Origin of the sequence: Nonomuraea glycinis (assembly GCF_035920485.1) — a bacterium.
GTDB lineage: Bacteria > Actinomycetota > Actinomycetes > Streptosporangiales > Streptosporangiaceae > Nonomuraea > Nonomuraea glycinis.
This window is the reverse complement of the sequence record NZ_CP109166.1, coordinates 8,394,255-8,407,860: the sequence shown is the minus strand read 5'-3', so window position 1 is coordinate 8,407,860 and position 13,606 is coordinate 8,394,255. Positions and strand designations below refer to the sequence as shown.

13 protein-coding genes are annotated in these 13,606 nt (G+C 71.8%); 8 read left to right on the top strand and 5 right to left on the bottom strand.

Translation table 11 applies throughout. The annotated features are described in order from the left end of the window. Positions 1-14: 14 nt before the first annotated feature. Positions 15-1,250 (bottom strand): alpha-hydroxy acid oxidase, encoded by a 1,236-nt coding sequence (locus OHA68_RS39535; RefSeq protein WP_327104789.1) that lies wholly within the window; start codon positions 1,248-1,250, stop codon positions 15-17. Between the two features lie 193 nt (positions 1,251-1,443). Here OHA68_RS39535 and OHA68_RS39530 point away from each other — a divergent pair, with 193 nt between their 5' ends. Further along, positions 1,444-2,034: an HD domain-containing protein gene (locus OHA68_RS39530; RefSeq protein WP_327104788.1), complete on the top strand. Its 591-nt coding sequence runs from the start codon at positions 1,444-1,446 to the stop codon at positions 2,032-2,034. A gap of 70 nt (positions 2,035-2,104) precedes the next feature. Here OHA68_RS39530 and OHA68_RS39525 read toward each other — a convergent pair whose 3' ends face one another. The 3 genes from OHA68_RS39525 to OHA68_RS39515 all read right to left on the bottom strand — a co-directional run bounded on the left by OHA68_RS39525 (position 2,105) and on the right by OHA68_RS39515 (position 4,067). Beyond that, positions 2,105-2,380, bottom strand: a complete 276-nt coding sequence (locus OHA68_RS39525; RefSeq protein WP_189143701.1) for a DUF4031 domain-containing protein — start codon at positions 2,378-2,380, stop codon at positions 2,105-2,107. Positions 2,381-2,510: 130 nt separating this feature from the next. Then, positions 2,511-3,680 (bottom strand): cytochrome P450, encoded by a 1,170-nt coding sequence (locus OHA68_RS39520; RefSeq protein WP_189143702.1) that lies wholly within the window; start codon positions 3,678-3,680, stop codon positions 2,511-2,513. 108 nt (positions 3,681-3,788) lie between these two features. Then, complete coding sequence (locus tag OHA68_RS39515) at positions 3,789-4,067, bottom strand: hypothetical protein (RefSeq protein WP_189143703.1); 279 nt, start codon at positions 4,065-4,067, stop codon at positions 3,789-3,791. 231 nt (positions 4,068-4,298) lie between these two features. On the opposite strand from OHA68_RS39515, the gene OHA68_RS39510 reads away from it, so the two are divergent. Further along, positions 4,299-5,537: a hypothetical protein gene (locus OHA68_RS39510; RefSeq protein WP_327104787.1), complete on the top strand. Its 1,239-nt coding sequence runs from the start codon at positions 4,299-4,301 to the stop codon at positions 5,535-5,537. 21 nt (positions 5,538-5,558) lie between these two features. Beyond that, a complete protein-coding gene (locus OHA68_RS39505) occupies positions 5,559-6,248 on the top strand; it encodes a DUF2786 domain-containing protein (RefSeq protein WP_189143705.1) in 690 nt (229 codons plus the stop codon). Between the two features lie 101 nt (positions 6,249-6,349). Here OHA68_RS39505 and pgm read toward each other — a convergent pair whose 3' ends face one another. Beyond that, positions 6,350-7,981 (bottom strand): phosphoglucomutase (alpha-D-glucose-1,6-bisphosphate-dependent), encoded by a 1,632-nt coding sequence (gene pgm, locus OHA68_RS39500; RefSeq protein WP_327104786.1) that lies wholly within the window; start codon positions 7,979-7,981, stop codon positions 6,350-6,352. Positions 7,982-8,085: 104 nt separating this feature from the next. Between pgm and OHA68_RS39495 the strand changes: the two genes are divergently transcribed. The 5 genes from OHA68_RS39495 (at position 8,086) to OHA68_RS39470 (ending at position 13,595) form a co-directional block, all read left to right on the top strand. Continuing rightward, positions 8,086-8,982, top strand: a complete 897-nt coding sequence (locus OHA68_RS39495; protein ID WP_327104785.1) for a TIGR03564 family F420-dependent LLM class oxidoreductase — start codon at positions 8,086-8,088, stop codon at positions 8,980-8,982. Positions 8,983-9,012: 30 nt separating this feature from the next. After that, on the top strand, positions 9,013-9,618 hold the full coding sequence (locus tag OHA68_RS39490; RefSeq protein ID WP_327104784.1) for a glycoside hydrolase family 25 protein: 606 nt from the start codon (positions 9,013-9,015) through the stop codon (positions 9,616-9,618). 38 nt (positions 9,619-9,656) lie between these two features. Then, entirely contained in the window at positions 9,657-11,621 is a 1,965-nt protein-coding gene (gene thrS, locus OHA68_RS39485) for a threonine--tRNA ligase (RefSeq protein ID WP_327104783.1), read from the top strand. 334 nt (positions 11,622-11,955) lie between these two features. Then, positions 11,956-13,008 carry an RNA polymerase subunit sigma-70 gene (locus tag OHA68_RS39475; RefSeq protein WP_327104782.1) on the top strand — a complete coding sequence of 351 codons (1,053 nt, stop codon included), beginning with the start codon at positions 11,956-11,958 and terminating at the stop codon, positions 13,006-13,008. 113 nt (positions 13,009-13,121) lie between these two features. After that, the gene (locus tag OHA68_RS39470) at positions 13,122-13,595 is read left to right on the top strand and encodes a hypothetical protein (protein WP_327104781.1); all 474 of its coding nucleotides are present in this window, start codon (positions 13,122-13,124) and stop codon (positions 13,593-13,595) included. Positions 13,596-13,606 lie beyond the last annotated feature (11 nt).

Below are 13,606 nucleotides of genomic sequence, written 5' to 3'. Positions count from 1 at the left end.
GTGGCGTGCCGCCGTTAGCGCAGGCGGACCGCGTCCTGGTTCAGCCCGGCCACTCCGCCGACGCCCAGCAGTTGCAGCGTGCGCACCAGCTCGGCGCGGATGAGCTGCAGCACCCGGTCCACGCCCGGCTCACCGCCCGCCATGAGGCCGTACAGGTAAGCCCTGCCGACGAAGCAGGCGCGGGCGCCCAGCGCGACCGCGGCCGCCACGTCGGCGCCGCTGCGCACGCCGCCGTCCAGGAACACCTCGGTACGGTCGCCCACCGCAGCCGCCACCTCCGGCAGCAGCTCCAGCGGTGTGGGGGAGCGGTCGAGCTGACGCCCGCCGTGGTTGGAGACCACCACCCCGTCCACCCCCAGAGCGGCCAGCTCCTGGGCGTCGTCCACCCGCTGCACGCCCTTCACCAGCAGCGGACCCTCCCACTCCGACCGGATCCACGACAGATCCCGCATCGTCACCGTCGGATCGAACAGCAGGTTCGTGATCCCCGCCAGGTCGTCGGGCGCCCCCTCGACGGTGGCGAAACGCAGCGGCTCGCTGGTCAGGAAGTCGAACCACCAGGCCGGCCGGCCCACCGCCCGCAGGACCCCGCCCCAGCGGAGGGAGGGCGGCATCGTCATGCCGTGCCGTACGTCACGCAGCCGCGCCCCCGCCACCGGCACGTCCACGGTCACCACCAGCACGTCCATGCCCGCCGCCCGAGCCAGGCGCAGCGACTCCCGGGTGCGGCCCCGATCGCGCACCACGTAGAGCTGGAACCAGTTCCAGCCGCCGGGCGCCGCCGCCGCGACGTCCGCGGCCGTCGTCGTGCCCATCGTGGACAGGGTGTAGGGCACCGAGGCCCTGGCCGCCGCCCGAGCCACCGCCCGCTCGCCCTCCCGGTGCATCATCCGGGTGAAGCCCGTCGGCGCCAGCACCACCGGCATCCCGGCCCGCCGGCCCAGAATCTCCACCGAAGTGGGCGCCTCCGCGACGTCACGCAGCACCCGCGGCCGGAACTCCACCCGCCCGAACGCCTCCACCGACCTGGCCAGTGACACCTCGCCCTCGGCGGCCCCGTCCACATAGTCGAACACCACGCGCGGTGCCCGCCGCGCCGCCAGCCGCCGCAGATCGGCCACGTCGGCCGCCCGCGCCAGCCGCCGCTCCCGCGACGGGAACAGCCGCGGCCGCCCGGGCATGAACGCCCGCAACTCCCGCCAGCGAGGCAGCCGCCGAGGATCACCCGATGTCACGTCGATGCCCGCCACGCTAGCAAGCCGGGGGCCGCGCGTCTCCCCGTGACCGCGGCCCTATCGTGGACCCATGCTGACGAGCGGATGGGTCGTGGGCCCGTGCTGACGAGCCGATGGGTTGTGGGCCCGTGCCTGACGGGCCGGCGGGGTGCGGGCCCGTGCTGAGGGGCCGGCGGGCTGAGGGTCCGTGCTGACGGGGTGGCGGGTTGTGGCAGGGGAGTCGCCGGCGGCTGAGGCCGTCGGCGCCGAGCTGGTGGCCCGCTGGTCGGAGCCCCATCGCCGCTACCACACGCTCACCCACCTCGCCGCCGTGCTCGCCGCCGTCGACCGGCTCGCCGACCAGGCCGGTGACCCGCACGCCGTACGGCTGGCGGCCTGGTTCCACGACGCCGTCTACGACGGCAGGCCCGGCTGGGACGAGGAGCGCAGCGCCCAGCTCGCGCAGTCCAGGCTGCCGCGCTGCGGGGTGCCGGCCGCACGGATCGCCGAGGTGGCCCGCCTGGTACGGCTGACCGCCGCGCACGACACGCTCACCGGCACCGACCGCGACGGCGCCGTCCTGTGCGACGCCGACCTGGCCGTGCTCGGCGGCGACGGCTACGAGGAGTACGCGGCCGCCATCCGCCAGGAGTACGCCCACGTACCGGACGACCTCTTCCGGCAGGGCCGGGCCCAGGTGCTGCGCCGGTTGCTGGCCGTACCGGAGCTCTTCAGGACCCCGCTGGCGCGGGAGCTGTGGGAAGAGCGGGCACGCGCCCACATGAACGCCGAGCTGACGACACTGCAGCAGGCGCCTTAGCGCCCGACGCGCCCCGGGCCGCACGCCGCCAGGGCGGGTGCTGCGAACTGTGCGGTGATGAGGGGGCGCGCTAGCTTGTCGCGCCGTGGACTTTGCGGCGGCGCAGGCCCGCGTCGATCAGGCGGCGTAGCAGCTCGCGGGAGCTGACCGCATGCGCGCCCAGGGACACCGCCCGTGCGTGCACGCTCTCCGGCACGTCGTAGTGATCCCGGTCGAACGCCCGCGCCGGCACGCCCAGTCGTACGGCGAAGTCGTGCAGCTCGGCATGGGACAGGTCACTGACCAGATGCGACCACATGAGCCCACGCGGGCCGGGCCAGTGGGGAGGGTCGATGAGCACGGTCACGACGCCAAGGATAGGGCGCACGCGAACAGGGTTCACGGGTGGGCGGTCACCCGTGAACCCTGCCGCGTACGGTCAGCTCGCCGAGGCTGCGGCTTCGCGGCGCGGTCGTCGCGGTCGCGAAGTGGCTCGGCTACCAGGCGACGGGGAGCTTGTCCACGCCGTAGACGATGGCCAGTTTGCGCCAGGGGACCTCGCCGGCGACGTGCAGGCCGGGGAAGCGGCGCAGCAGTCCCCGGTAGGCGATGCGCATCTCCATCTGGGCCAGCGGCGCGCCGAGGCAGCGGTGGATGCCGTGCCCGAACGACAGGTGCGAGCCCACCGTCGCGCGGCCCGGCCTGACCTGGTCCATGTCCTCGCCCAGGTTCGGGTCGCGGTTGGCGGCGGCCAGCGAGCAGAGCACCAGCTCGCCCTTCTTGATCAGCTGCCCGTGCAGCTCCAGGTCGTCGCGGGCGAAGCGGGGGAAGGCCACCTGCACGACGGTCATGTAGCGCAGCAGCTCCTCGACCACGTCGTTGACGTAGCCGTCGACCTCGCGCACCTTGGCGGCCTGCTCGGGGTTCTCCAGCAGCCACAGGGTGCCGAGCGCGAGCATGCTGGTGCTGGTGTCATGGCCACCGGTCAGCAGGCCGTCGGCCATGCTGGCCAGCGTCCGGTCGTCGAGCTCGTCGCCGTGGTCGCGCAGCAACTGGCCGAGCAGCCCCTCGCCGGGGTTGCGCCGCTCGCGGGCCACCAGTTCCGTCAGGTACGCCATCGCGTCGTTGACCGCCTGCAGCGACGCCTCCGGACCGGCGGTGAAGTCGAAGCGGTTCGTGCTGATCTTCACGAAGTCGGCGCGGTCCTCGTACGGAACACCGAGCAGTTCGGAGACGACCAGCGACGGGAGCGGCAGCGCGAACTCCTCCATCAGGTCGACGGGGGAGCCCTTGGCCTCCATCCGGTCCAGGTGCTCCTCGACCATGGCTTCGATGCGCGGCTCAAGCCGGCGCAGGCGGCGCACGGTGAACTCGGGCGTCAGGAACCTGCGCAGCCGCGTGTGCTCGGGCGGGTCGCGGAAGCCGAGGCCGCCGGGGTCCTCCTGGCTGGAGCCCAGGCCGATCACGCCGGCGAAGTCGTTGCTGAAACGCTCATGGTCGCCGAGCACGTTGCGCACGTCGTCCCACCGCGTGACCAGGTACACCGTCTGCCCGCCAGGAATGGCCATGGGGAAGACGGGCTGCTCGGCGCGGATGCGCGCGAGCTCGGCGTCGGGATCGAACCCGTCACGCATGAACTGGACGAGGGGGAACTCTGAGTCAGTCATCGAATCCGTCCTATTTGGGATGCATCGCACCATGTTGGGATAAATCCCTCCATAGATGGTCCCATTTATAGGTAGGGTGCGCCCCCTCCGGAAGGACGAGATTTCATCTCAACCTGGCGTGAGCACGCTGGTCATCTCGCCGGGCGGTGGCAGTGTCCGGTCGCGGGCCCGCAGCGGCGGCTCGGGCGGCGGCGCCTCCATGGTCATGGACGGCGGCGCGGGTTTGGGCCTGCGCGGCTCGCGCACCCCGCCGTCACCGCCGAAGGGATCGTCGAACGGGGGATCATCATCCGCACCGGGCTCGTGCGGCTCGCCCGGCCCGAAACCGGGCCGCGGGCCGAGCGCGCCACCGGTGAGCGCGCGGCGCCTGCGAGATCGCTTGCTCACAAACCCTCCTAGGGCCGATTCGCCCCTCCATTGTGAGCCTCGGGCCCGGCGAGCGCGACGGTCCTCAAGAAGCGATTTTGGTACGGTCCCGCGCACTGATCATGCAGGTGGGACGTATGGGGAAAGACGGGCAAAGTGGGGCAGCAGGCGGTGTTTGGCATACAAGATGGCGACATTCTGCGATGATCTCGTCGTTTAGAGCCCAAGCCTGAGCCTCACGGATAGTGACTGATGCCCACATTCGAGGAAATCACTGCCTTCATCACAGACAAGCCACTCGCGACCGCTGTCATCACCCTCCTGAGCCTGGTCGGCCTCGTGCTGGCCTACCTGGTGCTCAGAGTCGCCTGGCGCGCCCTGACCTGGCTGGTCGCCCGCTACGTCGCCCCCCGCCCCATCGAGGACGTACTCACCGTCGTCGCCGCGTCCATCGCGACCGGCGTCTCCGCCCAGGGCATGTGGCGCTTCTCCGGCGACGTGCTGGGCCTGGACGGCCCCCTCCGGCTGCTGCTGTTCGCCTTCATCGAAGTGGCCATCATCACCTCCGCCGTACGGGCCCGCCGCAACATGCGCGAGAACTACTCCGCCGGCATCGACGGCATCGCCGTATGGGCTCTGACCTGCCTCACGGCGGTGCTGTCCAGCATGGACGCGCACAGCCTGCCCGAGGCGATCTTCAGGCTCGCCGCGCCGCTGGTGGCCGCCTGGCTGTGGGAGCGCGGCATGGCCATCGAGCGGCACCGCATCCGCGGCACCGGCCGGATCAACTGGCGTCTCACCCCCGAGCGGCTGCTGGTCAGGCTCGGCATCGCCGAGGTCAGCGACCGTACGGCGAGCGAGGTCGACGCGCACCGCAGGCTCACCCGCGTCGCGCTGGCCGCCAAGCAGGCCAAGGTGCTGCGCGAGGGCGGCGCCCCCGAGCGGAAGGTCCGCGCCGCGCTGGCCAAGCTGGACAAGGCCATGGACCAGGCCGTCGAGCACACCGGCCTGGCCGTCGACGCCACCCGCCAGGAGGCGTTGCTCGCCCAGATCGCCGCCCTCTACAACACCTCCGCCCTCATCGACGCCGACCCGCGCGTGCCGTGGGAGCCGCACGCCGACCACCACCCGGTGCCCGCCAGGCCCGCGCTGCCCCCGGCGCTGGCCCAGCTCGTGGACGAGGAGGACGAGGACGTCGAGATCCTCGACCCCACCCCGCAGGTCGTCGACACCGCCCAGCGAGCGGCGCTGATGCGGGCGTCCAGGGAGTTCTGGGACCGGCAGATCGCCAAGGGCATCGTGCCCCGCACGGTCGACATCGCCCAGGAGATCGGCATCTCGCTGACCACGGCGCGCGAGTATCGTTCGCTGTGGAAGCTGGAGCCTCAGGCGCACGCCCTCATCGAGGCGCTCTACCACCAGCACGGCATCGTCGACACCGGCACCTTCCCGGTCATCGCCGCCGACGGGCGGGTGCTGACCAAGTCATAGGTCCCAGGAGCGGGGGAGCGGGTGCGCGGACGCACGCTGGAGCGGGTCAGGAAACTGCTGGCCAAGGCCGAGCGTACGGACAACGAGCACGAGCGGGCCGCCTTCATGGCGGCGGCGTCCGCGCTCATGGCCAAGTACGGTATCGACTCCCTCGACCCGGAGCGGCCCCGCCAGGCGCCTGGCGACCGGATCGTCACCGTCCCCGGCCCCTGGGCCGGGGAGAAGGCCCGGCTGGTCAGCCTGGTCGCCCAGGCGCTGCGCTGCCGCCCGCTGCTCATCGGGCGCGGCGACGGCGGGCACCGGGTGCACGTGTTCGGCTTCGCCGCCGATCTGGAGCGCGCGGAGCTGCTCGCCACGTCCCTGCTGCTGCAGATGGCCTCCGGCCTGGCCCGCGTACGGCCGCCGGGTGAGGTGACGGCCGTACGGGCCTACCGGCGGTCGTGGCTGCTCGGCTTCACCGACGAGGTCTACCGGCTGCTGCGCGAGGCCGAGCGGCGCGCCGAGGCCGAGGCGCCGGTGGCGGGCACCGCCCTCGTCCTCGCGGACCGGCACGCCGAGGTCGAGCGCGCGGTGGCGGCGGCCTACCCGCGCATCCGGCTCAGCGTGCCCCGCACCAGCGGCAGCGGCTACGGCGACGGCGTGGCGGCGGGCCGCCGAGCCGACCTCGGCCGCACCCGCGTCCACCACGACGCCCCCCGCGAACTCACCTGAAGGCGGCCGGGGGCAAGCACGCCACCCGCCCGTCAACCCAGGACCACAGATGCCGGCCGTCGCGCCCTCTCAGCCAGAGGCGTCCGGACCGGCCTCGGCCCTCAGCCCAGGGTCGAGGAGACCAGGGTCCGGGCCTCCTGCTGGACCTTCGCCAGGTGGTCCGGGCCCTGGAACGACTCGGCGTAGATCTTGTAGACGTCCTCGGTGCCGGACGGCCGCGCGGCGAACCAGGCGCTCGCGGTCGAGACCTTGACCCCGCCAAGGGCCGCCCCGTTGCCGGGCGCCGAGGTCTGCACGGAGGTGATCGGCTCGCCGGCCAGGCTGGAGGCGGTCACCTGGTCGGCCGACAGTTTCGCCAGCACCGCCTTCTCCTCCCGCGTCGCCGGGGCGTCCACCCTGGCGTAAGCGGGCTCGCCGTGGCGCGAGGTCAGCGACCGGTAGTGCTCGCTGGGCGAGCGGCCGGTGACGGCCTGGATCTCCGAGGCCAGCAGCGCCAGGATGATCCCGTCCTTGTCCGTCGTCCACACCGAGCCGTCCCGGCGCAGGAACGACGCCCCCGCGCTCTCCTCGCCGCCGAAGCCGAGCGAGCCGTCCAGCAGACCGGGCACGAACCATTTGAAGCCCACCGGCACCTCATACAGGCGCCGCCCGAGCGAGGCGGCGACCCGGTCGATGATGCCGCTGCTGACCATCGTCTTGCCCACCCCGGCCGCCCCCGGCCAGCCGTCGCGGTGCTCGTACAGGTAGGAGATGGCGACGGCCAGGTAGTGGTTGGGGTTCAGCAGGCCGCCGTCGGGGGTGACGACGCCGTGCCGGTCCGAGTCGGCATCGTTCCCCGTGGAAATATCGTATTTATCGCGATTGGCGATGAGCGAGGCCATGGCGTGCGGCGACGAGCAGTCCATCCGGATCTTGCCGTCCCAGTCGAGCGTCATGAACCGCCACGTCGGATCGACCAGCGGGTTGACCACGGTCAGGTCGAGCCGGTGCCGCTCGGCGATCTCCCCCCAGTAGGCGACGCTCGCGCCGCCCAGCGGGTCGGCGCCGATCCGCACCCCGGCGGCCCGGATCGCGTCCAGGTCCACGACGTTCGGCAGGTCGTCCACGTACGCGCCGATGAAGTCGTGACGGCCCGCCGCCGCCACGGCCTTGGCGTAGGAGACCCGGCGCACCCCCTTCAGGCCCTGCGCGAGCAGCTCGTTGGCGCGGTCCTGGATCCACGAGGTGATCTCGGTGCCGGCGGGCCCGCCGTCCGGCGGGTTGTACTTGAAGCCACCGTCGGCCGGCGGGTTGTGCGACGGCGTGATCACCACGCCGTCGGCCAGGCCGGACGCGCGGCCCCGGTTGTGGGTGAGGATCGCGTGCGACACCGCGGGCGTCGGCGTGTAGCCGTCGCGGGAGTCGATCAGCACCCGCACCCCGTTGGCCGCCAGCACCTCCAGCGCCGACACCCGCGCGGGCTCCGACAGCGCGTGCGTGTCGACGCCCAGGTAGAGCGGCCCGTCGGTGCCCTGCGCCTGCCGGTAGTCGCAGATGGCCTGGCTGGTGGCCAGGATGTGGTCCTCGTTGAACGCCGCGTTCAGCGAGGAGCCGCGATGCCCCGACGTGCCGAACGCCACCCGCTGGGCCACCTCGCCGGGGTCCGGATGGAGCGCGTAGTAGGCGGTCACCAGCCTGGAGACGTCGACCAGGTCGGCGGGCTGAGCGGGTTGTCCCGCGCGTTCGTCGGTCATGGGGCCACTGTACAAATCTCCGCCAGGACGGCCGGGTCGACACCCGCTCGCGTACATGATCGGCGTTACACTCGCCTGAGCCAACCGAATGGAGTTCTGGAGCCATGCGATTCGGACTGCTGCTCAATGAGCCCACCGGCGACGATCCGCTCGCCGAGCTGAGCGACACGATCGCCCAGGCCGCCGCTGACGGCTTCGACTCGGCGTGGTCGTCCCACATCTTCGGCGTCGACGCGCTCACCGCGCTGGCCGTCGCCGGCCGCGGGCACGCGATCGAGCTCGGCACCGCGGTGGTGCCCGTCTACCCGCGCCACCCGGCCGCGCTCGCCCAGCAGGCGATGACCGTCAACGCCGCCCTGGGCGGGCGGCTGACGCTCGGCATCGGGCTCTCGCACCAGGTCGTGATCGAGAACATGTACGGCTACAGCTACGACAAGCCCGCCCGGCACATGACGGAGTATCTGAACGTCCTCCTGCCCGCCTCCCGCGGCGAGCAGGTCGACTACACCGGCGAGACCGTGAAGGCCAATATCCGGCTCGGCACGCCGGGCGCCGGCTTCCCGGTGCTCATCGCCGCGCTCGGCCCGCGCATGCTCAAGCTGGCGGGCACCGTGGCCGACGGCACCGTGCTCTGGATGACCGGCCCCAAGACCGTCGCCGACCACATCGCGCCCACGATCAACGCGGCCGCCGCCGAGGCCGGCCGCGAGCCGCCGCGCATCGTCTGCGAGCTGCCCGTCAGCGTCACCGACGACCCCGACGCCGCCAGGGCCCGCGTCAACGAGATCTTCGAGGTGTACGGCCAGCTCCCCTCCTACCGCGCCATGCTGGACCGGGAGGGCGCGGCCGGTCCCGGGGACGTGGCGATCGTCGGCGACGAGTCCTCCGTCCGTGCCCAGATCGACCAGCTCGCCGAGGCCGGCGTCACCGACTTCGTGGCCGCCGTGTTGGGCGACCGCCGGCGCACTCGCGACGTGCTGATCGGCGCGTCGAAGGGCTGACCAGGTGACGTCGCCATAAACTCCGGCACGATGAAGGGCTTGCTGCACGGCATAGACGTGTCCAACTGGCAGGGCTCCGTCGACTGGGGCGGGCACGCCCGGTCCGGAGTGGCGTTCGCCTTCGCCAAGGCCACCGAGGGAGGCGACTTCACCGACCGGTGGTTCGCCCGCAACTGGGACGGCATGCGGGAGAGCTGGATCGTCTGCGGCGCCTACCACTTCGCCCGCCCCAAAGGCGACCCCGGCGAGCAGGCACGCCACTTCCTGCACACCGTCAGGGCGGCGGGCGGGCTGCGCCGCGGCGACCTGATCGCGCTCGACCTGGAGACCGCCGACGGGCAGCGGCCCGAGGAGGTCGCCCGCTACGCCCGCCGCTGGTGCCACGTCGTCGAACGGCGCTCGGGCGTGCGCCCGTTCATCTACACCTTCCACTCCTTCGCGGCCGCGGGTCACTGCGCCGGGCTGGAGCGCTATCCGCTCTGGATCGCCAGCCCGCACAGCCAGCGCGGCAGGCCCGAGGTGCCCCGGCCCTGGCAGGACTGGACGATCCACCAGCACGCCAACAGCCCCGTCGACCGTAACGTGTTCCACGGCAGCCGCCGGGACCTGACCAGGCTGGGGTTCGACCCGCGATAGCATCGGATCACCATCTCGTGCTATCCAAGGGAGCCATCGTGTCAGCCGAGCTACGCATCACCCTCGCCGGAGCCGAGCGTGTGGTCGAGGCCGGCACGACGGCCGGCGAGGCGCTGGAGGCCGACGGCCGCGCCGTCATCGCCGCCCAGGTCAACGGCGAGGCCCGCGACCTGGCCTGGCCGCTGGAGCAGGGCGACGTGGTCGAGCCCATCGAGATCTCCAGCGAGCAGGGCAGGGCGATCGTCCGCCACTCCACCGCGCACGTCATGGCGCAGGCGGTGCAGGAGCTGTTCCCCGAGGCCAAGCTGGGCATCGGCCCGCCGGTCGACAACGGGTTCTACTACGACTTCGACGTCGCCCAGGCCTTCCACCCCGACGACATCAAGCGCATCGAGAAGCGCATGCGCGAGATCGTCAAGCAGGGCCAGCTGTTCTCCCGCCGGGCCGTGACCGACGACGAGGCCCGCCAGGAGCTCGCCGCCGAGCCGTACAAACTGGAGCTCATCGGGCTCAAGGGCGGCGCCGCGGACGAGGAGTCGGTGGAGGTCGGCGCGGGGCAGCTGACCATCTACGACAACCTCGACGCCAAGACCGGCGACCTGCGCTGGAAGGACCTGTGCCGCGGCCCGCACGTGCCGTCGACCCGGTCCATCCCCGCCTTCAAGCTGATGCGCTCCGGCGGCGCCTACTGGCGCGGCAGCGAGAAGAACCCGCAGCTCCAGCGCATCTACGGCACCGCCTGGGAGTCCCGCGACAAGCAGGACGACTACCTCAAGCTGCTGGAGGAGGCCGAGAAGCGCGACCACCGCAAGCTCGGCGCGGAGCTGGACCTGTTCAGCTTCCCGCCGGAGCTGGGCAGCGGGCTGCCGATCTTCCATCCCAAGGGCGGGATCATCCGCAAGGAGATGGAAGATTACATGCGCAGGCGGCAGGGCGAGGCGGGCTACGAGTTCGTCAACACCCCGCACATCACCAAGTCGACGCTGTTCGAGACCTCCGGTCACCTGCCGTGGTATGCCGAGGACATGTTCCCGCCCTTCGAGCTGGAGGGCATCGAATACCGCGTCAAGCCGATGAACTGCCCGATGCACAACCTGATCTTCCGGGCGCGCGGGCGTTCCTACCGTGAGCTGCCGCTGCGGCTGTGCGAGTTCGGCTCGGTCTACCGCTACGAGAAGTCGGGCGTGGTGCACGGCCTGACCCGGGTGCGCGGCATGACGCAGGACGACTCGCACATCTACTGCACCCGCGAGCAGATGGTCGGCGAGATCAAGAGCCTGCTCACCTTCGTGCTCAGCGTGCTGCGCGACTTCGGCCTGGCGGAGTTCTACCTGGAGCTGTCCACCCGCGACGACTCCGACAAGTTCATCGGCGACCCGGCCGACTGGGACGAGGCCACCGCCGCGCTGCGCCAGACGGCCGAGCAGTCCGGGCTGGAGCTGGTCGACGACCCGGGCGGCGCCGCCTTCTACGGCCCCAAGATCTCGGTCCAGGCCAAGGACGCGATCGGCCGCACCTGGCAGCTGTCCACCATCCAGCTCGACCTCAACCAGCCCAAGCGGTTCGAGCTCGAATACCAGGCCGCCGACGGCAGCCGCCAGACGCCCGTCATGATCCACCGGGCGCTGTTCGGCTCGATCGAGCGCTTCCTCGGCGTGCTCACCGAGCACTACGCCGGCGCGTTCCCGCCCTGGCTGTCCCCGGTCCAGGCGGTCGGCATCCCGATCGCCGACGCCCACGCCCCCTACCTCCAGGACATCGCCAAGCGGCTGCGCGAGCGCGGCATCCGGGTCGAGGTGGACGTGGCCGACGACCGGATGCAGAAGAAGATCCGCAACGCGCAGAAGGCCAAGGTGCCGTTCATGCTGCTCGCGGGCGACGACGACATCGCCAACGGCGCGGTGTCCTTCCGCTACCGCAACGGCGAGCAGAAGAACGGCGTCCCGGTGGACGAGGCGATCGCCGAGATCATCGACGCCGTGGAGCGCCGCGTCCAGGTCTGACCGCGGCGAGGCCCTTCGCGGGTCCGGCCCGCCGCGCACGGCTGCCTCCTCGAAGCGACGGGGGCAGCCGGGATCGCTCGGTCGGGCCTGGGCCGGTTCGAGCGTGTCGATGCCGGCCTCGCCGCGCGTGGCGAGCAGGTAGGAGATCTCCCGCCCCGCGCCGGTCCAGGTGGCCACGGCCGCCGCGCAGCCGTACTCGAGATCGGCGGGGTGCGCCACCACGGCCAGGGCGCGCCGCCAGTCGGCGGGCATGGGTGCGAGTTGCTCAGCCATGACCGTCACCCTGAGCCGGTCAAGCCCGAATCCGTCGGACCCGGGGCTTACGATGGCCGGCGTGAATGGCGAATCGGGGGCCGGCGTGGGGACGCGGCCACAGGGGGCGGCCCAAGCGGGCGAGGGTGTCGAGGCGATTCGGGCGGGCGATCAGGTGGCGTTCGCCGAGCTGGCCGAGCGCTATCGGCATGAGGTGCAGGTGCACTGCTACCGGATGCTCGGGTCCTACGTCGAGGCCGAGGACATGGTGCAGGAGGCGCTGCTGAAGGCGTGGCGCGGGCGGGAGACGTTCGAGGGGCGTTCGACGTTCAGGGCGTGGCTCTACCGGATCGCCACGAATGTGTGCCTCGATGCCCTGTCCGGCCCGGCTCGCTCGCGTGAGGTCGTGGTGACCATGGAGGGCGGCGAGCGATCGGCACTGGCGGAGGTGCCGTGGCTGCAGCCCTACCCTGATCGGTTGCTGGACCTGGCGGGGCCGGGCGACGGGGAGCCGGACGCGCTCGTGGTCTCCAGGGAGACGGTCGAGCTCGCCTACCTGGCCGCCATCCAGCATCTGCCGCCGCGTCAGCGGGCGGTGCTCATCCTGCGTGACGTGGCGGGCTGGCCGGCCGAGGAGACCGCGGGAGCGCTGGAGATGAGCGTGGCGGCGGTCAAGAGCGCCCTGCAGCGGGCCAGGGCGACCCTCCGCCTGCACCTGCCCGAGCGGCGCTCCCAGTGGGGCCCGGCGAGCGAGCCGAGCGAGGAGGAGCGGGCGGTGCTGCGGCGCTACATGCGGGCCTCGGAGGAGGGCGACCTGGTGAGCCTGGCCGCGCTGCTCCGCGAGGACGCCCGTCAGGCGATGCCGCCCGCGGCTCTGCTGTACGCCGGGCGCGAGGCGATCCTGGACATGTGGCGTCCGGTCGTGGAGGGGGCGCAGGCGTGGGGCGAGTGGCGGTCCATCCTCACCTTCGCCAACCGGCGGCCCGCGGTCGCCAACTATGTCCGGCGCGGTGGCGAGACCGCGTTCACGGCGGTCAATCTCGATGTGGTGCGCATCGAGGACGGGCTGATCGCGGAGATCACCACGTTCGCCCCGGAGGTGCTCCCCGCCTTCGGCCTCCCGGACACCCTCTGACCAGCGAAAAAAGGAAATTTCCTGAATTATCCCTCCGGGCCGATTCCTTTCGCCGCGCCCTCCGGTCATATGGGCGACACCGGTTGAAACGACGAACCAAAGGGATCACCGACATGACCGAGCACACCACCACCGACACCACCACCGACAGCACCGCCGCCGACACGGCTCAGCCGGACGCTCAGCTCAAGGCCCTGGACCGGCTGGTGGGCACCTGGCGGGTGACCGGCGGCGCCGAGGGCACCGTCACCTACCGCTGGCTCGACGGCGGCTTCTTCCTCATCCAGGAGGTCGACTTCGAGCAGTACGGCCGGCGGATCAGCGGCGTGGAGATGATCGGCCGGGAGCGCCCCTTCGGCGCGGAGCGGCCCGGCGCGGACATCAAGTCCCGCTTCTACGACAACCAGGGCAACACCTTCGACTACGTGTACGAACTCGACGGCGACACGCTGACCATCTGGGGCGGGGAAAAGGGCTCACCCGCCTACTACCGAGGCACCTTCAGTCCCGACGGCGACACCGCCACCGGTGCCTGGATCTACCCGGGCGGTGGCGGCTACGACTCGAACATGACCCGGCTGAAGTAACACCGGAGCGG

Excerpts from the sequence above, each read along its gene's own strand:
- pgm (WP_327104786.1), bottom strand. The coding sequence starts at position 7,981 with ATGACCGACGAACGCGCGGGACAACCCGCTCAGCCCGCCGACCTGGTC.
- OHA68_RS39490 (WP_327104784.1), top strand. The coding sequence starts at position 9,013 with ATGAAGGGCTTGCTGCACGGCATAGACGTGTCCAACTGGCAGGGCTCC.
- OHA68_RS39520 (WP_189143702.1), bottom strand. The coding sequence starts at position 3,680 with ATGACTGACTCAGAGTTCCCCCTCGTCCAGTTCATGCGTGACGGGTTC.
- OHA68_RS39470 (WP_327104781.1), top strand. The coding sequence starts at position 13,122 with ATGACCGAGCACACCACCACCGACACCACCACCGACAGCACCGCCGCC.
- OHA68_RS39495 (WP_327104785.1), top strand. The coding sequence starts at position 8,086 with ATGCGATTCGGACTGCTGCTCAATGAGCCCACCGGCGACGATCCGCTC.
- OHA68_RS39510 (WP_327104787.1), top strand. The coding sequence starts at position 4,299 with ATGCCCACATTCGAGGAAATCACTGCCTTCATCACAGACAAGCCACTC.